21 protein-coding genes and 1 riboswitch are annotated in these 20,711 nt (G+C 46.1%); of the genes, 20 read left to right on the top strand and 1 reads right to left on the bottom strand.

Translation table 11 applies throughout. From position 1 onward, the window contains the following. Position 1 precedes the first annotated feature (1 nt). The 6 genes from NQ489_RS14495 to NQ489_RS14470 all read left to right on the top strand — a co-directional run bounded on the left by NQ489_RS14495 (position 2) and on the right by NQ489_RS14470 (position 7,136). Positions 2-850, top strand: coding sequence for a DUF5685 family protein (locus NQ489_RS14495; RefSeq protein ID WP_015525968.1), 849 nt, complete (start codon positions 2-4; stop codon positions 848-850). After that, positions 844-1,491 carry a J domain-containing protein gene (locus NQ489_RS14490; RefSeq protein ID WP_021651556.1) on the top strand — a complete coding sequence of 216 codons (648 nt, stop codon included), beginning with the start codon at positions 844-846 and terminating at the stop codon, positions 1,489-1,491. The genes NQ489_RS14495 and NQ489_RS14490 overlap by 7 nt, the downstream gene beginning before the upstream one ends. A 193-nt stretch (positions 1,492-1,684) precedes the next feature. Further along, positions 1,685-2,671 (top strand): diaminopimelate dehydrogenase, encoded by a 987-nt coding sequence (locus NQ489_RS14485; protein ID WP_044961542.1) that lies wholly within the window; start codon positions 1,685-1,687, stop codon positions 2,669-2,671. A gap of 273 nt (positions 2,672-2,944) precedes the next feature. Further along, positions 2,945-4,435, top strand: coding sequence for an N-acetylmuramoyl-L-alanine amidase family protein (locus NQ489_RS14480; RefSeq protein ID WP_021651554.1), 1,491 nt, complete (start codon positions 2,945-2,947; stop codon positions 4,433-4,435). Between the two features lie 283 nt (positions 4,436-4,718). Then, a complete protein-coding gene (locus tag NQ489_RS14475; protein WP_021651552.1) occupies positions 4,719-6,179 on the top strand; it encodes a C40 family peptidase in 1,461 nt (486 codons plus the stop codon). A 231-nt stretch (positions 6,180-6,410) separates the two neighbouring features. After that, positions 6,411-6,580, top strand: a riboswitch (cobalamin riboswitch). Positions 6,581-6,848: 268 nt separating this feature from the next. Then, positions 6,849-7,136 (top strand): cysteine-rich small domain-containing protein, encoded by a 288-nt coding sequence (locus tag NQ489_RS14470; protein ID WP_021651551.1) that lies wholly within the window; start codon positions 6,849-6,851, stop codon positions 7,134-7,136. A 107-nt stretch (positions 7,137-7,243) separates the two neighbouring features. Here NQ489_RS14470 and NQ489_RS14465 read toward each other — a convergent pair whose 3' ends face one another. Beyond that, a complete protein-coding gene (locus NQ489_RS14465; protein WP_021651550.1) occupies positions 7,244-7,960 on the bottom strand; it encodes a phosphatase in 717 nt (238 codons plus the stop codon). A gap of 355 nt (positions 7,961-8,315) precedes the next feature. Between NQ489_RS14465 and NQ489_RS14460 the strand changes: the two genes are divergently transcribed. The 14 genes from NQ489_RS14460 (at position 8,316) to NQ489_RS14395 (ending at position 20,638) form a co-directional block, all read left to right on the top strand. Further along, positions 8,316-10,841, top strand: a complete 2,526-nt coding sequence (locus NQ489_RS14460; RefSeq protein WP_021651549.1) for a glycyl radical protein — start codon at positions 8,316-8,318, stop codon at positions 10,839-10,841. An 11-nt stretch (positions 10,842-10,852) separates the two neighbouring features. After that, positions 10,853-11,644, top strand: a complete 792-nt coding sequence (locus tag NQ489_RS14455) for a glycyl-radical enzyme activating protein (protein WP_021651548.1) — start codon at positions 10,853-10,855, stop codon at positions 11,642-11,644. A gap of 186 nt (positions 11,645-11,830) precedes the next feature. Further along, positions 11,831-12,712, top strand: coding sequence for a class II aldolase/adducin family protein (locus tag NQ489_RS14450; protein WP_015525956.1), 882 nt, complete (start codon positions 11,831-11,833; stop codon positions 12,710-12,712). Positions 12,713-12,743: 31 nt separating this feature from the next. Beyond that, positions 12,744-14,132 (top strand): aldehyde dehydrogenase family protein, encoded by a 1,389-nt coding sequence (locus tag NQ489_RS14445; RefSeq protein ID WP_021651547.1) that lies wholly within the window; start codon positions 12,744-12,746, stop codon positions 14,130-14,132. A gap of 18 nt (positions 14,133-14,150) precedes the next feature. Continuing rightward, positions 14,151-15,380 carry a zinc-binding dehydrogenase gene (locus NQ489_RS14440; protein ID WP_021651546.1) on the top strand — a complete coding sequence of 410 codons (1,230 nt, stop codon included), beginning with the start codon at positions 14,151-14,153 and terminating at the stop codon, positions 15,378-15,380. Positions 15,381-15,404: 24 nt separating this feature from the next. Next, on the top strand, positions 15,405-15,719 hold the full coding sequence (locus NQ489_RS14435; protein WP_015525953.1) for a BMC domain-containing protein: 315 nt from the start codon (positions 15,405-15,407) through the stop codon (positions 15,717-15,719). 84 nt (positions 15,720-15,803) lie between these two features. Further along, on the top strand, positions 15,804-16,079 hold the full coding sequence (gene pduA / locus NQ489_RS14430) for a propanediol utilization microcompartment protein PduA (protein ID WP_015525952.1): 276 nt from the start codon (positions 15,804-15,806) through the stop codon (positions 16,077-16,079). Between the two features lie 43 nt (positions 16,080-16,122). Further along, the gene (locus NQ489_RS14425; RefSeq protein WP_021651544.1) at positions 16,123-16,464 is read left to right on the top strand and encodes a BMC domain-containing protein; all 342 of its coding nucleotides are present in this window, start codon (positions 16,123-16,125) and stop codon (positions 16,462-16,464) included. 72 nt (positions 16,465-16,536) lie between these two features. Then, positions 16,537-16,815, top strand: a complete 279-nt coding sequence (locus NQ489_RS14420; protein ID WP_005427721.1) for a BMC domain-containing protein — start codon at positions 16,537-16,539, stop codon at positions 16,813-16,815. Between the two features lie 141 nt (positions 16,816-16,956). Beyond that, entirely contained in the window at positions 16,957-17,568 is a 612-nt protein-coding gene (locus NQ489_RS14415; RefSeq protein ID WP_373152625.1) for a phosphate propanoyltransferase, read from the top strand. A 68-nt stretch (positions 17,569-17,636) separates the two neighbouring features. Next, entirely contained in the window at positions 17,637-17,903 is a 267-nt protein-coding gene (locus tag NQ489_RS14410; protein ID WP_015525950.1) for a EutN/CcmL family microcompartment protein, read from the top strand. 4 nt (positions 17,904-17,907) lie between these two features. Next, a complete protein-coding gene (locus NQ489_RS14405) occupies positions 17,908-19,236 on the top strand; it encodes a 4Fe-4S dicluster domain-containing protein (protein ID WP_044961538.1) in 1,329 nt (442 codons plus the stop codon). Between the two features lie 16 nt (positions 19,237-19,252). Then, positions 19,253-19,801: a BMC domain-containing protein gene (locus tag NQ489_RS14400; protein ID WP_015525948.1), complete on the top strand. Its 549-nt coding sequence runs from the start codon at positions 19,253-19,255 to the stop codon at positions 19,799-19,801. Between the two features lie 72 nt (positions 19,802-19,873). Then, positions 19,874-20,638: a DeoR/GlpR family DNA-binding transcription regulator gene (locus NQ489_RS14395; RefSeq protein ID WP_021651539.1), complete on the top strand. Its 765-nt coding sequence runs from the start codon at positions 19,874-19,876 to the stop codon at positions 20,636-20,638. The last annotated feature ends 73 nt before the right edge of the window (positions 20,639-20,711 follow it).

The raw sequence follows: 20,711 nt of genomic DNA, 5'->3' as shown, positions 1-20,711 counted from the left end.
CATGTTCGGATATGTGACCGTTAATAAACCGGAAATAAAATTCAAGGATTTTGATGTGTACCGTTCTTTTTACTGCGGTCTTTGCAGAGAATTGCGGGAGAGATACGGGATACCGGGACAGATCTCACTGACTTATGATATGACATTTGTGGTCCTTCTTTTAAGCGCTCTTTATGAACCGCCAACGAAGAAGGGAACCTCCAGGTGTGTGGTCCATCCGCTGAAGCCCCAGCCGGTGCGCAAAAATACAGTAACTGAGTACTGTGCGGATATGAATGTGATCCTTACCTATTACAAATGTATGGATGACTGGCAGGATGAACACAAACCACTGCGCTATGCATATGCAGGAATTCTGAAGAATTGCGGAAATATGCATATGTCCGCTTATCCGGAGAAGATCCAAAGGATCCGAAACGCACTAGAGGAGCTTTCTTCCCTGGAAAAACAGGGGGAAACCGATGTGGACCGTGTAGCCGGATGTTCCGGACGTATCATGGAAGAGATTCTGGCCTTCCGTAAGGATGTCTGGGAATCGTCCCTGCGCCGTCTGGGATTTTATCTCGGAAAATTTATCTACATCCTGGATGCTTATGACGATGTGGAAAAAGATGCAGAAAACGGAAATTACAATCCTTTCCTTGAAAAATATAAGATAGAAGGGTTCGAGGAAGAGGTACGTCGGCTTCTTATGATGATGCTTGCAGAATGCTGCAGAGAATTTGAAAAGCTGCCGATCCTCCGATACGGAGATATCCTTCGAAATATTTTATATTCCGGCGTCTGGTGCCGCTTTGCGGCGATCGGACAGAAGCGCAGGGAAGAACGGGAGAAAGAGAAAAAATGTTAGATCCATACAGCGTGCTGGGAGTTCCCAGAAACGCATCTGATGATGAAATAAAAAAGGCATACCGGAAGCTGAGCCGAAAGTATCACCCGGATGCCAATATCAATAATCCGAATAAGGATCAGGCCGAAGAAAAATTCAAAGAAGTGCAGCAGGCTTACGAGCAGATCATGAAAGAGCGTGAGTACGGAAGTAGTTCCCAGAATGGCTATGGCGGCTACGGAAATTACGGTGGTTTTGGAAATTACGGAAATGCCGGTTCCAGTGCCTATCAGGATGAGGAAAGTATGCGCAGAAGGGCGGCCGCCAATTATGTGCAGAGCGGTCATTTTCAGGAAGCTATGAATGTACTGGATTCTCTTGGTCAGAAAAATGGGGAATGGTATTACCTGGCTGCTATGGCAAATATGGGAATGGGAAATAATGTAACAGCTCTGGATCAGATCCGTGAAGCAGTCCGTCAGGAACCGGATAATATGCAGTACCGTATGCTGCTCCAGAGAATGGAAGGCGGTGGCGGCTGGTATCAGCAGCGGCAGGATCCCTTTGGGGGAATGCCGACCGCAGGAGGAGATATGTGTGATGCCTGCTGCAGGACCATGGCCTGTTTCATGTGCTGGCCGGGCGGCTTTTTCTGCTGCTGATGCAGGAACAAAGCGGTCATCGATATCCCGGAATTGAGAATCGGAATATCCTGAGGCAGCATATCCATATGTTTGTAAGGCGGATCCTGCAGATCCGTTTTGCGATATAGATCGCAGAGGGATTTTTCTGACAGAAATTCACAATGCTGTCCGGAAAATGTCATACTGCAGAGAAAAAGAGGAGGAAATCGTTATGAGTATAAGAATTGGTATTTTAGGTTACGGAAACCTGGGACGCGGCGTGGAGTGCGCCATCAAGCATAATCCGGATACAGAGCTGGTTGCAGTATTTACCAGACGTGATCCAGAGACTGTAAAGATCCTTACAGAGACCGCAAAGGTTTATTCTGTAAAAGATGCGGAGAAGCTGAAGGATGAGATCGATGTCCTGATCATCTGTGGAGGAAGTGCGACAGATCTTCCTGTTCAGACACCGGAGTATGTAAAATATTTCAATGTTGTGGACAGCTTTGATACACATAAGAAAATCCCGGAGCATTTTGCAAATGTTGACAAGGCAGCAGCAGAGAGTGGACATGTAGGAATCATTTCCGTAGGCTGGGATCCAGGAATGTTTTCTCTGAACCGTATGTATGCAAATGCGATCCTTACAAATGGAAACGACTACACATTCTGGGGCAAGGGTGTCAGCCAGGGACATTCTGATGCAGTCCGCCGCATCAAAGGCGTAAAGGATGCAAAGCAGTACACCATTCCGGTAGAAGCTGCACTTGAGGCAGTAAGAAACGGAGAAAATCCGGAGCTTACTACACGCCAGAAACATACAAGAGAGTGCTTCGTAGTTGCTGAGGAAGGTGCTGATCTTGCACGCATCGAGGAAGAGATCAAGACCATGCCGAACTACTTTGACGAGTATGATACAACGGTACATTTCATTTCCCAGGAAGAGCTGAATCGTGACCACAGCGGTATCCCACACGGCGGTTTTGTGATCCGCAGCGGAAAAACAGGCTGGAACAATGAGAACAGCCATGTGATCGAGTACAGCCTGAAGCTGGATTCCAATCCTGAGTTCACATCTTCTGTGATCGTTGCCTATGCAAGAGCTGCATACCGCATGAACCAGGAAGGACAGAAGGGATGCAAGACAGTATTTGATGTTGCACCTGCATATTTAAGTGCCCTTGATGGGGCAGAGCTTCGCAAAAAATTTCTGTAAGGATCCGTAACAGACAGGAGCAAAACTGCATAAAGGATCATATCCCCGGAGCATCGGTGAATATTTCTGATGTTTCGGGGCTTTTTTCTGCATAAAATTAACATTGGTAATACCTGGATGATGATTTTTCTGAAAGAAAAGGAAAGAGTTGACGGACCGTAAAGAATGTTATATAATATGGACGTAAAATTGTAACAAAATTGTAACGTTTACGATCAGTCGGACTTAAGAAATAGTAAATATCAATGATCTATCTATCAAAGGAAGGTATGTATGCGAAAATTAAGCAGAAAATGGAAACTCTGGGGACTTTTTTTTGTTCTGATGTTCTTTGCAGCCGGAGCAACTGTACATACAACGGCAACAGATGTACAGGCTGCGACCAAAAACGGCTTTAAAACAGAAAAAGGAAAGTCCTATTATTATCAGAATGGACAGAAGGTAAAAGGCTGGCTTACACTGAACGGGAAGAAATATTTTTTTAATAAATCCACAGGCGTGCAGATGAAGCGTTGGGCTAAGGATTCCAAGGGCAAACGATATTTTTATAATGTCAACGGTGCCAAGGGCTATATGGCAACAGGCTGGCTTACAGACAGCAAGAAAAATACCCGTTATTTTAATCCCGCCAGCGGATATATGACAACGAAATGGGCCACGATCAGCAATAAGAAATATTATTTCTACAGCGGCAGTGGTGCTGCAGCCAGAAGTGTATTCCTTACAGACAAGAAGAATGTGACCAGATATTTTACCAGCAAATGCTTTATGGCAAAGGGCTGGGCAACGAATAAGAAACAGCAGAAGCGTTATTTTGATCCAAACACGGGAGCTATGTATAAGGGCTTCAAGAAGATCGGCAGCGATACCTATTATTTTTACAGCAAGAGCGGCGTGATGGCTACCGGTTGGGTCACAAATTCCAAAAAAGGATATAAATATTATTTCGATCCGTCAACCGGTGTCATGGCTACGGGAACGAAGACGATCGATGGCAAGAAGTATACATTTGGCAGCAATGGTGTCTTGGATACCAACCCAAGCACTACTACAGCGACAAGCTCCAGGACTATCAAGAATTTCCTTGCCAATGCATTACTTCCGGTAGGAAAGACTCTTTACGTATGGGGCGGCGGCCACAACTGGTCGGATGCGACCAGAAAGGGCATCAGTCCAAAATGGAAACAGTGGTATGACAGCAATTCCAGCTCCTATAATTACAGATATTATATGGATCTCAGTGAAGCTACAGAACAGAAGGGCCTTGACTGCTCCGGCTTTGTAGGATGGTCTGTATATCAGATCATGCAGAGCAGATCCGGTGGACCTATGTACACGGATGTTTCCGGAAATCTTGGATCTTTGTATTCCGGCAAGGGAATGGGTACCGTTGTTTCCCAGGCTCAGCTGGCAAGCTCAAACTGGAAGCTTTATCCTGGGGATATCGGATACAACAGCGGACATACCTGGATCGTTCTCGGACAGTGTTCCGATAAGAGTGTCGTGATCCTCCACTGTACACCGAATGCCGGCGTACAGATTTCCGGAACACCGACACCAAGCGGAACTTACGGAAGCCAGGCGATCAAGCTGGCAGAAACTTATATGTCTAGGTATCCTGGAGCCAGCAAATATGACTATCATGAATCCAGTGGTAACTATATCCGAAACGGTGCATACTTCAGATGGAACAGAAGCACTCTTTCCGATCCCAACGGATATCTGAACAAGACAGCCAATCAGATCCTTGCAGATCTGTTCTGATCAGGATGTGCTGAAAGAAATTTGTATGTAACAAATAGCAATAAGAAACGTGAGAGGAGAACCTGAGATAACCCGGGTTCTCCTTTTTTAATGTCAAAATCATTAATAAATGTTACAAAGTTTTAAACTAATTAATAGAAAATCCTTGCAATCCAAATAACACTGTGTTAATATATAAAAAGATTGAAACAAGATATTGCAAAAGTATTACAAAGAAAACCAACGAAGCGGATGGTCAGATCCGCTGTATTAAATTAGAATCAGATTGCGAGGGTGAACAGTCATGAAGAAAAGGATATTATGTCTGACACTGGCGCTCATCATCAGCGGAGCACAGGTAGTCAGCGTAAGCGCAACAAGAGAAGATGAGGCAGCGCTTCAGCAGGAGATGGATGCGACCAACGAACAGCTGAATGCGACTTATTCCAGATTGGATGAGCTTTCCTCACAGAAGTCACAGATTGAAGGCGAGATTTCAACTCTTGATGCCAATCTTGTAAACGTGATGGTTTCGATCCAGACACTGGAGGGAGATATCTCCAATAAGGAAGCCGACATTGCATCTACACAGACCAACCTTGAGAAGGCCAAAAATGCCAAGCAGAAACAGTATGAGGCAATGAAGAAACGTATCCAGTATCTCTATGAGAAGGGTGGAGACGATGCATGGTTCCAGATGATGCTGAATGCAGAGAACCTGTCTGACCTTCTTACAAGAGCAGAGTACACACAGAAAACTTATGAGCAGGACCGTAAGAGTCTTGAAAAATATTCCAATACGATCCAGCAGGTGGCAAACCTGGAGGCACAGTACACACAGGAGAAGTCAGAACTGGAGGGAATGAAGCAGGAATATGAGGCAGAGTCCCAGAACCTGCAGGCACAGCTGGATGAGAAGCGTGCCACATCCGCAGATTATGATAATGAGATTGCCTACGCACAGCAGCAGGCTACAGATTATGCCAACCTTCTTGCAGAGCAGACTGCAGAGCTTCAGAGATTAGAGGCTGAGCGTATTGCAGCAGAGGAAGAGGCAAGACGTCAGGCCGAGGCTGAAGCAGCAGCGAGAGCGCAGGCTGAGGCAGAAGAGGAAGCAAGACGCCAGGCAGAGCAGGAAGCACAGCAGGATGAGGCGGACGAGAGCGAAGACGGACAGTACGATGAGGACGGCGACGTGATCGAGAATGCAGATGAGGATACTGCTGAAGATGACACCGAGGCTGTGGATGAAGATGCAGACAATGGTGAGAATGATGATGCGTCCGAGGATACTGAGAATACAGAGGATAATGCAGACGCAGATTACGATAACAGCACAGATGCATCTGAAGAAAGTGCAGAGGACACATCTAATGAAGAGGACACATCCTCAGCCAGTGACAGTTCTTCTTACAGCAGTGGTTCCGGATCTTCTGTTGTGAATTATGCTACACAGTTTGTGGGGAATCCTTACGTATGGGGCGGAACAAGCCTTACCAATGGTGCAGACTGCTCCGGATTTGTACAGAGTGTCTATGCGAACTTCGGAGTCAGCCTTCCGAGAACCTCCTATGAGCAGCAGAATGCAGGTACAGAAGTATCCTACGCAGATGCACAGCCGGGAGATCTGATCTGCTATGGCGGGCACGTGGCTATTTACATGGGTAATGGCCAGATCGTTCATGCATCGAACTCTCAGGACGGGATCAAGATTAGCAATGATGCTACATACAGAACAATTGTATCTGTAAGACGTCTTGTATAATAAGAACGTACAACAGAAAATAAAAATACAGCAGCCCGACAGCAGTTTGTCGGGCTGTTTTTGACGGCAGGAAAAATATTGAAAACCCATGGAACGGAATGAACAGCAACAAAATATGCTCAAAAATGTATAAATTTTAAAAACAGTATTGACATATAATTAACAGGATGTTATTATGATGTCAGTATAATTCCATATTGAACATAGCAAGTGCTGAGGATAGCTGACAGTTATATATTGATTATCAGAAGTCCACAGAAAAGGGAATCAGGTGTGAAACCTGAGCGATCCGGTCACTGTAACGGAGGAGCGAATCTCATAGTCCATTGTACGTATGTATGAGAAGGAGAGAGGAGTCATGATCCCGGAGCCAGGAAACCTGCTTGTTATGGCGAGGTTAAACTTCCGTGTAAAGTGTAACAACCATTTCAGGGACTCCGCACCCCTGGGACGTTGTCTACTTTTTTACGAGAGTAGGCATTTTTTTATGGAATGCGCCTGTTCATATGAATTATACATGATTAAATGGCAGGCGATACTACTCCGGATACATTCGTTCCCTCCGCGCACTCATGAACGGATTATATTTCTACCCCGGGGTGGCATCGCTACCTCTTTTTTTATAGGAAAAAATTATGTGTGGTTATGTCAGGAGAGGAGAAAAGAGCCATGGAGAAACCATACTGGGAAGGCAAAGAATACTCTTACTTCAGCCACAAAAACTGTGAGTATTTTCCGTGCCATAAAGGAGCAAATCCGGAGAATTTTAATTGTCTGTTCTGCTATTGCCCTTTATATGCACTGGGAGATAAATGTGGTGGTAATTTCCGCTTTACGGAAAGCGGGATTAAAGACTGCACCGAATGCAAGCTTCCTCACAGAAGAGAAAATTTCGGATATGTTACAGGTAAATATAGCGAGCTTGCGGAAATTGTACGGAAGCAGCGGGAAAAATAAAAAACAGGCCAGTTCAGATACAGGAAAATGTATATTCCTGTGTTTGAACTGGCCTGTTTTGTTTGGGGTGGACAATATCTGTTATCTGTCGGAAAAGATACAGAAGATCATTCTCTGGTTTGGAGAAAAACCTTGAGTCTGGGAATCTGGTTGTTGAGGATCAGCTGTTCCGGAAACATGGCCTGATGAACAAACTCAGCAGCACAGGTAAAATCTCCGATATGCTCCGGGCCATGGCTGTCACTGGAAAGAAGCAGCGGCAGATCATATTTGCGGCAGCATCGAAGGATCTCGAAACAGTTTTCTCTTGTGTCGCCACGATAGCCATAAGGTGCAAGAGAAGCTTCGTTGATCTCAAAGATCGTGCCGGTTTCCCTGGCAGCCCTTGCAAGCGCATCATAATTAACCGGGTAATGAGTGTTATCACTATGTCCGAGGATCTTTACACAGGGGTTTTTCATTACATTGATAAAAGCTTCTGTGTTTTCAGCTCTGGTACCGCAGCGGTAATTCCAGGCATGCATGCTGGCAATGGCGTAATCAAGTTTACATAATAATTCCTGATCTAAATCTACCGTTCCGCTGCGGTCAAGGATATTCAGTTCAATTCCGTAGAGTAATTCTACACCGAAATGTTTTTTGGGAGAATAGGTAAGGCTGCGGAAATAGGAGGAAGTTCCGGCTGCCAGAGTGCCGGGACCGTGATCAGTGATCCCGAGAAGCCGGAGACCTTTCTCGGCAGCTGCGCGTGCCATGTTGGTGATGGTACATTCCGTGCCGTGACCACTGGCGATGGAGTGGGTATGCATATCAGAAAGATACATAAAAATACACCTCTTTTACTGTTTGAGAACATGTGACAGAGCGGAATACGAATGTCCGCTTTGCATAAATTTTTTCTGAAAAACAAAGGAATTCCTATATAAATCCAAGTATGGCAGAGCAGAAAAACAAAGTCAATAGAGAAAAACATAAAAATACAAAAAAACAAATAAAATCAACAGGGCGCAACCGATAAAAACCACAAAAACAGCTAGAAACACATGTTGGATTTCGTTGACATCGAAGTAGGGGTAAGGTATAATAAAACTACATGAGCACATAGCCGGACAGGAGCGGTTCTGGAAGCGTAGAGGCAGACAGATCACCAGAAACAACCGGTTGTGAGAAAGGAGAATCATGGAGAAATTTCATATAGCAGATGTTCCGAAAACAGACAGGATCACACATCTTGTAGATAATCTTTATGCAAAGATGCCGGTGATCGAATCTGCCAGAGCAAAACTGATCACAGAGTCTTACAAATCAACAGAAGACGAGCCGATCATCACCCGCAGAGCCAAGGCATTTGCCCACATCCTGCACAACATTCCGATCATCATCCGTGATGAGGAGCTGATCGTCGGAAGCAGCACTTTGGCGCCGAGAGGATGTCAGACGTTTCCGGAGTATTCTTTCCAGTGGCTGGAAGATGAGCTGGATACAGTGGCTACCAGAACAGCCGATCCATTTTATATTGCGGAGGAAACCAAGGCGGAGCTCCGTGAGGTACATAAATACTGGAAAGGCAAGACTACCAGTGAGCTTGCAACATCCTACATGGCACCGGAAGCGATTCTTGCCATTGACCACAATATTTTTACACCCGGAAACTATTTCTACAATGGTGTAGGACACGTAACCGTTAAATATGAAGAAGTTCTGGCGATCGGCTATGAAGGGATCATTGCCAAAGCTCAGAAGGAACTGGATGAGTGTAATGTAGGAGATGGTGATTACGCAAAGAAATCCCGTTTCCTGGAAGCAGTTATCATGAGCTGTCAGGCAGTTATCGACTATGCACATCGCTATGCCGAGCTCGCAGAGCAGATGGCATATCAGTGTCAGGATCCGACCAGAAAACAGGAACTCCTTCAGATCGCATCCAATTGTACACGCGTACCGGCGAAGGGCGCCCGTAACTTCTATGAGGCGTGCCAGTCCTTCTGGTTTGTACAGCAGCTGATCCAGATGGAAAGCAGCGGACATTCTATTTCTCCGGGACGTTTTGACCAGTATATGTATCCGTATTACAAGAGTGATATGGAAGCAGGCAATCTTACCAGAGAATTTGCCCAGGAACTGATGGACTGCATATGGGTAAAATTAAACGACCTGAATAAATGCCGTGATGCTGCATCTGCAGAAGGCTTTGCAGGCTACAGCCTTTTCCAGAACCTGATCGCAGGTGGTCAGAACAAGGATGGCGAGGATGTGACCAATGATCTCTCCTTTATGTGCATCCAGGCGTCTATGCATGTGCACCTTCCGGCACCGTCTCTTTCTGTAAGAGTATGGAACGGATCACCACATGAATTCCTGATCAAGGCTGCAGAGCTTACAAGAACAGGAATCGGACTTCCGGCTTATTACAATGATGAGGTTATCATTCCTGCACTGCAGAACCGCGGCCTTTCTCTTGCAGATGCCAGAGAATATAACATCATCGGCTGTGTAGAACCGCAGAAGGCAGGTAAGACAGAGGGGTGGCATGACGCTGCATTCTTTAACATGTGCCGTCCGCTGGAGATGGTTTTCTCTAATGGTATGGACAAAGGGGTACAGATCAGTGTCCAGACCGGCGATGTCACAGAGATGAAGAGCTTCGATGAGTTCTATGATGCATATAAGAAACAGATGGAATATTTCATTTCCCTGCTTGTAAATGCTGATAATGCCATTGATGTGGCACATGCGGAGAGATGTCCGCTTCCATTCCTTTCCTGTATGGTGGATGACTGCCTGAAACGAGGCAAATCCGTTCAGGAAGGCGGAGCTGTTTATAACTTTACAGGTCCTCAGGGATTTGGTATTGCAAACATGGCAGATTCTCTGTATGCGATCCGCAAGCTTGTATATGAAGAAAAGAAGATGACCATGGAAGAGCTGAAGGAGGCTCTGGCATGGAACTACGGCAAGGGTATCGATGCACAGTCTGCAGCAGATATCACCACCATTGTTATGCAGAAGCTTCAGGAGAATGGCATCCGCGTAAATGAGCAGACCGCAACAGCTGTTATGACAGCAGCTCTCGGAACAGAGCCATCTCCGGAGAAGAAAGCAAGATTCGAAGAGATCCACAAGATGATCGAGGAGGTTCCGAAGTTTGGAAACGATATCCCGGATGTGGATTATTTTGCAAGAGATGTGGCTTATACTTACACCAAGCCGCTTCAGAAATATATGAACCCGAGAGGCGGACATTATCAGGCAGGACTTTATCCTGTATCTGCAAACGTTCCTCTTGGCGGACAGACCGGTGCAACACCGGATGGCCGTTACGCACATACTCCGGTAGCAGATGGTGTTTCCCCGTCAGCCGGCAAGGATGTGAAGGGACCGACAGCTGCGGCAACTTCTGTATCCCGCCTGGATCATTTTATCGTATCCAACGGAACACTGTTCAATCAGAAATTCCATCCGTCAGCACTTGCAGGAAGAGAAGGACTGGAGAAATTCGTAGCACTGATCCGCGGATACTTTGATCAGAAGGGTATGCATATGCAGTTTAACGTTGTTGACAGAGAAACACTTCTGGATGCACAGAAGCATCCGGAGAAGTACAAACATCTGGTTGTACGTGTTGCAGGCTACAGCGCATTGTTCACTACACTTTCCAGATCTCTGCAGGACGATATCATCAGACGTACTGAGCAGGGCTTCTAAAGGAGTAACGAATGGACTATTTGGATACAAAGGGCAGGATCTTTGATATTCAGAAATATTCAGTACACGATGGACCGGGTATCCGTACCATCGTGTTCCTGAAGGGCTGCGTTCTTCGCTGCCGCTGGTGCTGTAATCCGGAATCACAGGAATACCGGATCCAGAACATGAAGGTTCTGGGAGAAGATAAAGTGATCGGCCGCGACGTGACAGTTCGTGAGATGATCGAAGAGGTGGAAAAAGACCGTGCCTATTATTATCGTTCCGGAGGCGGGATCACCCTTTCCGGAGGGGAATGTATGTGTCAGGCGGACTTTTCCAGAGATCTTCTTCGCGCGGCAAAGGAGAGAGGGATCAACACAGCGGTAGAAAGTATGGCCTGTGCCCCATGGGAAAAGATCGAACAGGTACTTCCCTATCTGGATGTATATCTGATGGATATCAAGCATATGGATCAGGAAAAACATAAAGAATTCACAGGACGGGCCAACGGACTGATGCTGGAGAATGCAAGAAGGGTTGCGCTCTACGGAAAAACCAGACTGGTGATCCGCGTTCCGGTGATCCCCACATTTAATGATTCTGTGGAAGAGATCCAGGCGATCGCAAGATTTGCAGCATCCCTTCCGGGCGTAAACAAGATCCATCTTCTTCCGTACCACAGACTGGGGCAGGATAAATATGAAGGACTTGGCAGACCCTATTTAATGGAAGGAATCCTTCCGCCTACAGCAGAACATATGCAGATGCTAAAGAATGCAGTGCATGCGGTATGCAGCCTGGACTGCCAGATCGGCGGCTGAGAGATACAGGATTACAGAAAAAAGATCCTTTACAAACAGAAAATATAAAAAACAATAAAAACAACACAAAATACAACAAGAAACCAACATAAAACAACGGATTGTCCTTGACTTATTTTGTGGTATGGGGTAAAATGTTCTCAGAAACAAAATAGTGCAATCCAATGCTCAAGGAGGAAATTAAGCATGGTAAACGAGTTTGAAATCAAAAAACAGCTTTGTGACATCGGTAAGAGAATCTACAACCGTAACATGGTTGCAGCTAACGACGGAAACTTTTCTGTTAAGATAGCTGAGAATGAATATCTTTGCACACCAACTGGTGTATCCAAAGGATTCATGACACCAGAGTTCATCTGTAAAGTAGATGGCAAGGGTAATGTGATCCAGGCTAACCCGGGATTCAAACCATCATCTGAGATCAAGATGCATATGAGAGTATATGAGAAGAGACCGGACGTAGGATCTGTTGTACATGCTCATCCAATCTATGCTACATCTTTCGCAATCGCAGGTATCCCGCTTACACAGCCGATCATGCCTGAGGCAGTTATCGCTCTTGGATGTGTTCCGATCGCTGAGTACGGCACACCTTCCACAATGGAGATTCCGGATAACCTTGAGAAATACCTTCCATACTTCGATGCAGTACTTCTTGAGAACCATGGAGCACTTACATGGAGCACAGACCTTAACGCTGCATATATGAAGATGGAGTCTGTAGAGTTCTATGCACAGCTTCTGTATCAGACCAAGCTCCTTGGCGGACCGAAGGAATTCGACAAAGAGAACATCGAGAAGCTCTATGCGATCCGTCGTAAATTCGGTATGCCTGGAAAACATCCGGCAAGCCTCTGCCTGAACAAAGACGGCAAGAACTGCCACAACTGCGGCGGTGCATGCCACAGCGAGGACTACAAACAGTTCCCAGGATATCAGTATGATTTCGTTGGAAAAGACTGTGATTGTGATAAAGATGCAGCTCCTGCAGCAGATACAGCAAAGAATGACGCAGAGCTTGTTGCTCAGATCACAAAACAGGTTATGGCTCAGCTTGGCCTGAAATAATTTTTTGACGGAATATTAAGGAGGACATCTCATGCCAATAAGTGAGAATATGGTACAGGAAATTGTACAGGAAGTTATGGCAAAAATGCAGATCGCAGATGCTCCGGCCGGAAAACATGGCGTTTTCAAGGATATGAATGATGCTATCGAAGCAGCCAAGAAGGCTCAGCTGGTAGTTAAGACAATGTCTATGGACCAGAGAGAAAAGATCATCACCTGCATCCGCAAGAAGATCAAAGAAAATGCGGAAGTACTGGCACGTATGGGTGTTGAGGAAACTGGTATGGGTAATGTAGGAGATAAGATCCTGAAACATCACCTGGTAGCAGACAAGACACCTGGAACAGAAGACATTACAACAACTGCATGGTCCGGAGACAGAGGACTGACTCTGATCGAGATGGGACCGTTTGGTGTTATCGGTGCGATTACACCATGTACTAACCCGAGTGAAACAGTTCTCTGCAACACAATGGGTATGCTGGCAGGCGGAAATACAGTAGTATTCAACCCACATCCGGCAGCAGTTAAAACTTCTATTTACGCAATCAATCTTTTAAATGAGGCTTCCCTGGAATCAGGCGGCCCGGATAATATCGCTGTCACAGTTGAGAAACCAACTCTTGAGACAAGCAATATTATGATGAAACATAAAGATATCCATCTGATCGCAGCAACAGGAGGTCCTGGTGTTGTAACAGCAGTTCTTTCCTCCGGTAAGAGAGGAATCGGTGCAGGAGCAGGAAACCCGCCGGCACTGGTTGATGCTACTGCTGATATCCGTAAGGCAGCTCAGGATATCGTAAACGGATGTACATTCGATAACAACCTTCCATGTATCGCAGAGAAGGAAGTTGTTGCAGTATCTTCCGTAGTTGATGAGTTAATGCACTACATGCTTACAGAAAATGACTGCTACCTTGCATCCAAGGAGGAGCAGGATAAGCTTGTTGAGACTGTACTTGCAGGCGGCAAGCTGAACCGTAAATGTGTAGGACGTGATGCGAAGACACTTCTTTCCATGATCGGAGTTCAGGCACCGGCAAATACCCGCTGCATTATCTTCGAGGGACCGAAGGAGCATCCGCTCATCACAACAGAGCTTATGATGCCAATCCTCGGAATCGTAAGAGCTAAGGATTTTGACGATGCTGTAGAGCAGGCTGTATGGCTTGAGCATGGCAACCGTCATTCCGCACATATTCATTCCAAGAATATTGATAACATTACAAAATATGCGAAAGCAATTGATACCGCAATCCTTGTAAAGAACGGCCCGTCCTATTCCGCACTTGGATTTGGCGGAGAAGGTTTCTGTACATTCACAATTGCAAGCCGTACCGGTGAGGGACTTACAAGCGCAAGCACATTCACAAAGAGAAGACGCTGCGTAATGACAGACAGCCTTTGCATTCGTTAATCAGGAGGAACAGAAACAATGGATATGAACAATGTAAATATTGAAGAAATCGTTAAACAGGTTCTCTCCGGCATGACAGGAAACGCTCCTGCAGCAGCTACTGCAAGCGCTCCGGCTGCTCCGGCAGGAAATACAATTCCTAAAAAAGCAAGAGTGGCAATGATGACAGAGAAGAAACATTTTGAGCTTCAGGAGTATGATCTTCCGGAAGTCGGTGACGACGACATCCTTGTTAAGGTTGAGGGATGCGGTGTCTGCGGAACAGATGCTCATGAGTACAAAAATGACCCGTTTGGTCTTATTCCGGTAGTTCTCGGACATGAGGGAACCGGCGAGATCGTAAAAATGGGTAAAAACGTTAAGGTTGATACAGCCGGTAAACCGGTTAAAGTCGGAGATAAGATCGTTACATGTATGATCTTCAAAGATGATCCGGAAATCACAATGTTCGACCTCAACAAGAAAAACGTAGGTGGCGCTGACGTATACGGACTTCTTCCGGACGATGATGTTAAATTCAACGGATGGTTCGCTGATTACATCTTCATCAGAGGCGGAAGCTTCGGTTCCACATTCTTCAATGTAAGTGATCTGGATCTTGATTCCCGTATCCTCATCGAGCCATGTGCAGTACTTGTACATGCAGTAGAGAGAGCAAAAACAACAGGAATCCTGAAATTCAACAGCAGAGTTGTTGTTCAGGGCTGCGGACCGATCGGTCTGATCTGTATCGCCGTTCTTCATACAATGGGTGTTCACAACATCTGTGCAGTAGACGGAAACGAGCAGCGTCTTGAATTTGCCAAGAGAATGGGCGCAACTACGACTGTAAACTTTATGAACTTCAAGGGTGTTGAGGCACTTACTGAGGCTGTGAAAGAGGCTCAGGGCGGACATCTTGCAGATTTCGCTTTCCAGTGTACCGGAAATCCTCATGCTCATTCCAATATCTACAAATTCATCCGAAACGGCGGCGGCCTCTGCGAGCTTGGATTCTTCATCAACGGTGGAGATGCAACCATCAACCCGCATTTCGATCTCTGCTCCAAAGAGATCAACCTTGTTGGTTCCTGGGTATACAACCTCAGAGATTATGCAACAACATTTGATTTCCTTAAGAGAGCAAAAGCAATCGGACTTCCAATGTCTGAGCTGATCACTGACAAGTATCCGCTGGAAGAGATCAACGAGGCACTTGAGAAGAACCTGTCAATGACAGGTCTTAAGATCGCGGTTGTTAACAAATAACCTTAACGGGAAAGGAGAAGCAACATGGCAGAAGCTGTAGGAATTCTGGAGGTCTTCGGACTTGCGACAGCCTTTGTGGCAGCTGACGCCGGGTGCAAGGCTGCAAATGTCCACCTGGAGGTATTCGATAAGAATAAACCGGCGAATGCGGACAGCCTGCCAGTACCGCTTCTTGTCTGCATCAAGTACCGCGGAAGCGTGTCAGATGTCACGGCAGCGGTAGAAGCCGGCATGAAGGTCGCAGAGAGCATGACAGGTGTGGTACAGCATTACATAATCCCCAACCCGGAACCAGGTACACAGAAAATGCTGAAGATCAGCGCCCTGGATAAAGATTGAGAGGATTCCGTAACTTAACTTTACAAAAGTGACGGAATCATATATGATAAAAAAGTAACGAATAGGATTCAGGAGGATAGAATCATGGCACAGGAAGCATTAGGAATGGTTGAGACAAGAGGCCTCACAGCTGCGATCGAGGCAGCAGATGCAATGACAAAAGCAGCAGAGGTTGCTCTGGTAGGAACAGAGAAGATCGGTTCCGGTCTTGTAACTGTTATGGTTCGTGGAGACGTAGGCGCTGTAAAAGCAGCAGTAGAGAGCGGAAGCGCAGCAGCATCCAGACTTGGAGAGCTTGTAGCTACACACGTGATCCCGAGACCTCATACAGATGTAGAGAAAATCCTTCCAAAGCTCTGATTCAGGCTTTGAGAGGAATAGAAATTAGTTAAGGAGTTCGCTCATGGGAAAATCATATGGATTTATAGAAATCACTGGTGTAGTTGCGGCGATCAATGCCCTGGACATCATGTGCAAAACGGCAGACGTTGAGCTGGCGTCATGGGAGCGTAAGCTGGGCGGACGACTGGTGACCCTGATCGTACAAGGCGATGTATCAGCAGTTACAGCAGCTGTCAACGCAGCAGTAGAGCAGGCTATCAAGAAGCCTGCCAGCTATGCGGTAATTGCCAATCCCCACGAGGAAATCGTCAAACTGGTTGAGCTGAGTGCAAGCCGATGGAAAAAGAAACAGCAGGAAAATCCGGAAGAAGCACTGGAAAGCAAAAACAGCAGCAAAAAATAAGCTGTTGCACCAAAATAGTCAGAAGTAAACAGAACAAATAAAGCATTTATAATCCACAAGGAGGATATGATCATGACACAGGAAGCATTAGGAATGGTTGAGACAAGAGGACTTACAGCAGCTATCGAGGCAGCTGACCAGATGTGTAAAGCAGCTAACGTTGCTCTGGTAGGAACAGAGAAGATCGGTTCCGGTCTTGTAACAGTTATGGTTCGTGGAGATGTAGGAGCAGTTAAATCTGCAGTAGAGAGCGGAAGCGCAGCAGCATCCAGACTTGGAGAGCTTGTAGCTACACACGTAATTCCGAGACCTCATACAGACGTAGAGAAAATCCTTCCGGTTCTTAAATAATCTAACTGATCAGTTCCAAGACGCACCGGCCTGAGGGCCATTAAGGCTTCCGGCCGGTGTGTTTTGAGTTAAGTTCAGTCATGAAACCGAAAGAAAGCAGGTGTACTCTTGGAAACGAATAATATTGAAATGATCACAAAAATGGTGATCGATGCGATCAACAAAAACGAAGACAAGGGCAATGGTTTCGTTGTTCCTATCGGAGTTTCCGCAAGACATATTCACCTGACACAGGAGCATGTGGAGGCGCTGTTCGGAGAAGGCTATCAGCTCACAAAGAAAAAGGATCTGATGGGCGGACAGTTTGCATCCAACGAAACAGTTACCATTGTGGGACTGAAGCTCCGTGCGATCGAGAATGTAAGGATCCTCGGACCTGTCCGCAGTAAATCACAGGTTGAGGTTTCCGCAACAGATGCGATCAAGCTGGGAATGAAGGTTCCGGTACGTATGTCCGGTGATCTTGCAGGAAGTGCACCGATCGCCATCGTCGGACCGAAAGGTGCCATTTATCTGAAAGAGGGCTGTATTGTGGCTATGCGTCACATTCACATGGCTCCGAAGGATGCCCAGGCTGCGGGTGTACATGATGGTGATGTTGTTTCCGTCAAAGCTGACAATGAGCGCGGAACGATCTTTAATCAGGTTAAGATCCGTGTTGATGACAGCTTTACACTGGAAATGCATATTGATACAGATGAAGCAAATGCAGCAAGAATTGCCACAGGCAATACAGTTACCATAATCAAATAATATTCCTCCTTCGGGGATGCCGTTTTCGGCATCCCCAGCAGAGGATATAGAGAAAAACGGAGGCTCATATGATCGTAGGCAAAGTAGTTGGAAGTATTGTTTCCACACGAAAAAGTGAAAAACTGATAGGAAATAAGTTCATGATCGTGGAGCCGGTGCATCATATGAAAGCCGAGCACAGCCAGATTGTTGCCATCGATATCATCGGTGCGGGAATCGGCGAATATGTATTGGTGGCACAAGGAAGCGCAGCAAGAATTGGCTGCGGCGTAGAAACAGCACCGGTAGATGCCGCAATCGTCGGAATCGTAGATGACGGTGCAGGATTGGAGTAACGCCATGGATATCAAAGAATTACAGAAAATTATGCAGGAGAATGGTGTTGTCGGAGCAGGTGGAGCAGGTTTCCCTACATACATGAAGCTGACAGACAAAGCAGAAATCATTCTCATGAACTGTGCAGAGTGCGAACCATTACTGAAACTTCACAGACAGTTGTTGGAGAAGCACGCATACGAGATCATGAAAACATTCGATATGGTTGCGGAGACGGTAGGAGCTTCCCAGGCTATTATCGGAATCAAAAAATCTTATGTACAGACGATCAATGCTTTAAATCAGCATATCGAAGAATTCCCAAGGGTTAAGATCCATCTTCTTGATGAGGTTTATCCTATGGGTGATGAGGTTGTTCTTATTTATGAGGCAACCGGACGTGTGGTACGGCCCGGAGGACTGCCGATCGAGCAGGGAGTAGCCGTATTTAATGTAGAGACTCTCTACAATGTATACCGCGCGGTAGAAGAACATAAACCGGTCACATGTAAATATGTTTCCGTTGTTGCTGAGGTTGAGAACCCTGTTACAGTGAAGGTTCCGTTGGGATGTACACTGGAAGAGGTTGTTGCCCAGGCAGGCGGTACAACTGTAAAGGATCCTGTATATTTCGTTGGCGGCCCGATGATGGGACGTATCGGAAATGGTTCAGACCCGGTTACAAAAACAACGAATGCAATCCTGGTTCTTCCAAAGGACCATGTTATTGTCATGAAGAAGCAGCGGACTTCTTCTATAGATCTGAAGAGAGCAGCATCGATCTGCTGCCACTGCCATACATGTACAGATCTTTGCCCGAGACATAATCTGGGACACCCGATCGATCCGGCAATGTTCATGATGGCAGCATCTAATCAGGATTTCAGAAATGTAAATCCTTATATCAATTCTGCATTCTGCAGCTCCTGTGGTGTCTGCGAGATGTATGCGTGTCCGCAGAGCCTGGCTCCGAGAACACTGCTTGCAGATATGAAGGGCGGACTTCGTAAGGCAGGGATCAGACCACCTCAGGGTGTTCAGCCGAAGCCGGTTCAGGAGTCCAGAGAATACCGCAAGGTTCCTGAGGAGCGTCTGATGGCACGTCTGGGACTTACCAGATATGACAAGGATGCACCGCTTCAGGAAGAACTTGTAAACGTATCGAAGGTAAAGGTTCTCTTAAGCCAGCATATCGGTGCACCGGCACAGGCAATCGTAAATGTAGGCGATATGGTAACAGAAGGCCAGATGATCGCACAGCCTGCACAGGGATTAAGTGTCGGAATCCATGCAACCATCAGCGGTAAGGTTACAGAAGTGACAGACCGCCATGTTGTAATTGCAAGAAATTAGAAAGGACGTGCACAAAATGAGTAGAGCAATCGGAATGATTGAGTTTAAAACCACACCAGCTGGTATCACTGCAGCAGATGCCATGGTTAAGACATCTGAAGTAGAGATCGTGGAGGCGCAGACAGTATGTCCGGGAAAATATATTGCAATTATCACCGGAGATTTAAGCGCAGTGAAAGCTGCTGTAGACACAGCTGTAACAACATACGAGGACAAATGCATTGACAGTTTTGTACTGGGCAATCCACATGAGTCCATTTTCCCGGCAATCTACGGAACCACACAGGTCGAGGAGATCAGTGCCCTGGGAATTCTTGAGACCTATGATGCAGCATCTATCATCGAGGCGGCAGATCAGGCAGCTAAGACAGCTATCGTTGATCTGATCGAGCTTCGTATCGCCAAGGGTATGTGCGGTAAATCATACATGCTTCTTACCGGCGAGGTTTCTGCAGTGGAGGCTTCTATCGAAAGAGCAAAAGAGCTGGTAGCTGAAAAAGGAATGTACATGGATTCCTCAGTGATCGCTCATCCGGACAAGAGAATGATCGATACGATCCTTTAATATTGTCTTTATATCTGAGGGATATCCTTTTGAAGGGTATCCCTGCAATGACATCTGAAAAGGAGGCATCTTATGCTAGCATTAGAGAGAAGAAATCTGATTCTCGAGAAATTACAGGAAGAGAAAAGGGTTGTTGTAAGTGAACTAAGCCAGCTTTACAGTGTCTCAGAAGAAACCATCCGCCGTGATCTGGACAAGCTGGAAAAAGAGGGACTTGCCACAAAGAGTTATGGCGGTGCGGTGATCAACGAAGATGTCGGTATTGATTTACCATTTAATATTCGTAAAAACCAGAATGTACAGGGAAAGCAGAAAATGGCGGAGATTGCTGCTTCCATGGTGAATGACGGAGATCACATTTTTCTGGATGCCAGCACAACGGCAGTTTTTGTGGCCAAGGCTCTGAAAGAAAAGGAACGTCTTACCGTTGTTACCAATTCTATGGAGATCCTTTTGGAACTCTCTGATGTATCCGGCTGGAATATTATTTCCACCGGTGGAGTGATGAAGGAAGGGTATCTTGCATTCCTGGGTGCCAGAACCGAGGAAGTGATCCGTTCTTATTATGTGGACAAGGTGATCTTTTCCTGTAAGGCATTAAACGAGGATATGGGGATCATGGAATCCAAAGAAGCCTTTGGAACAACCAAAAAAGCCATGATCAATTCCGGAAAAATGCGTATTCTGGTGGTAGACAGCACGAAATTTGATCAGACTGCTTTTTCTGTGGCAGGACAGCTGCGGGATATCGAGACGGTCATCACAGACAAAAAACCGTCTGAAAAGTGGTTGGATCATTTCAACAGGCATAAGATCGAATGCATCTACCCGAAATAGATTGAACATATATCGTGAAACGATCTTGTTCATGAGCATGTAGTGTATGCGGAATGCGGAGATCCGCTTTACT

Source organism: Blautia sp. KLE_1732_HM_1032 (assembly GCF_025147905.1).
In the GTDB taxonomy this organism is placed as follows: Bacteria; Bacillota; Clostridia; order Lachnospirales; family Lachnospiraceae; genus Blautia_A; species Blautia_A fusiformis.
Note: the sequence above shows the minus strand (reverse complement) of the source record. Positions and strands in the feature narration are given on the sequence as shown.

Bases quoted from the DNA above. Each gene is read 5' to 3' on its own strand.
- NQ489_RS14495 (WP_015525968.1), top strand. From the start codon at position 2: ATGTTCGGATATGTGACCGTTAATAAACCGGAAATAAAATTCAAGGAT.
- NQ489_RS14490 (WP_021651556.1), top strand. From the start codon at position 844: ATGTTAGATCCATACAGCGTGCTGGGAGTTCCCAGAAACGCATCTGAT.
- NQ489_RS14485 (WP_044961542.1), top strand. From the start codon at position 1,685: ATGAGTATAAGAATTGGTATTTTAGGTTACGGAAACCTGGGACGCGGC.
- NQ489_RS14480 (WP_021651554.1), top strand. From the start codon at position 2,945: ATGCGAAAATTAAGCAGAAAATGGAAACTCTGGGGACTTTTTTTTGTT.
- NQ489_RS14475 (WP_021651552.1), top strand. From the start codon at position 4,719: ATGAAGAAAAGGATATTATGTCTGACACTGGCGCTCATCATCAGCGGA.
- NQ489_RS14470 (WP_021651551.1), top strand. From the start codon at position 6,849: ATGGAGAAACCATACTGGGAAGGCAAAGAATACTCTTACTTCAGCCAC.
- NQ489_RS14465 (WP_021651550.1), bottom strand. From the start codon at position 7,960: ATGTATCTTTCTGATATGCATACCCACTCCATCGCCAGTGGTCACGGC.
- NQ489_RS14460 (WP_021651549.1), top strand. From the start codon at position 8,316: ATGGAGAAATTTCATATAGCAGATGTTCCGAAAACAGACAGGATCACA.
- NQ489_RS14455 (WP_021651548.1), top strand. From the start codon at position 10,853: ATGGACTATTTGGATACAAAGGGCAGGATCTTTGATATTCAGAAATAT.
- NQ489_RS14450 (WP_015525956.1), top strand. From the start codon at position 11,831: ATGGTAAACGAGTTTGAAATCAAAAAACAGCTTTGTGACATCGGTAAG.
- NQ489_RS14445 (WP_021651547.1), top strand. From the start codon at position 12,744: ATGCCAATAAGTGAGAATATGGTACAGGAAATTGTACAGGAAGTTATG.
- NQ489_RS14440 (WP_021651546.1), top strand. From the start codon at position 14,151: ATGGATATGAACAATGTAAATATTGAAGAAATCGTTAAACAGGTTCTC.
- NQ489_RS14435 (WP_015525953.1), top strand. From the start codon at position 15,405: ATGGCAGAAGCTGTAGGAATTCTGGAGGTCTTCGGACTTGCGACAGCC.
- pduA (WP_015525952.1), top strand. From the start codon at position 15,804: ATGGCACAGGAAGCATTAGGAATGGTTGAGACAAGAGGCCTCACAGCT.
- NQ489_RS14425 (WP_021651544.1), top strand. From the start codon at position 16,123: ATGGGAAAATCATATGGATTTATAGAAATCACTGGTGTAGTTGCGGCG.
- NQ489_RS14420 (WP_005427721.1), top strand. From the start codon at position 16,537: ATGACACAGGAAGCATTAGGAATGGTTGAGACAAGAGGACTTACAGCA.
- NQ489_RS14415 (WP_373152625.1), top strand. From the start codon at position 16,957: ATGGTGATCGATGCGATCAACAAAAACGAAGACAAGGGCAATGGTTTC.
- NQ489_RS14410 (WP_015525950.1), top strand. From the start codon at position 17,637: ATGATCGTAGGCAAAGTAGTTGGAAGTATTGTTTCCACACGAAAAAGT.
- NQ489_RS14405 (WP_044961538.1), top strand. From the start codon at position 17,908: ATGGATATCAAAGAATTACAGAAAATTATGCAGGAGAATGGTGTTGTC.
- NQ489_RS14400 (WP_015525948.1), top strand. From the start codon at position 19,253: ATGAGTAGAGCAATCGGAATGATTGAGTTTAAAACCACACCAGCTGGT.
- NQ489_RS14395 (WP_021651539.1), top strand. From the start codon at position 19,874: ATGCTAGCATTAGAGAGAAGAAATCTGATTCTCGAGAAATTACAGGAA.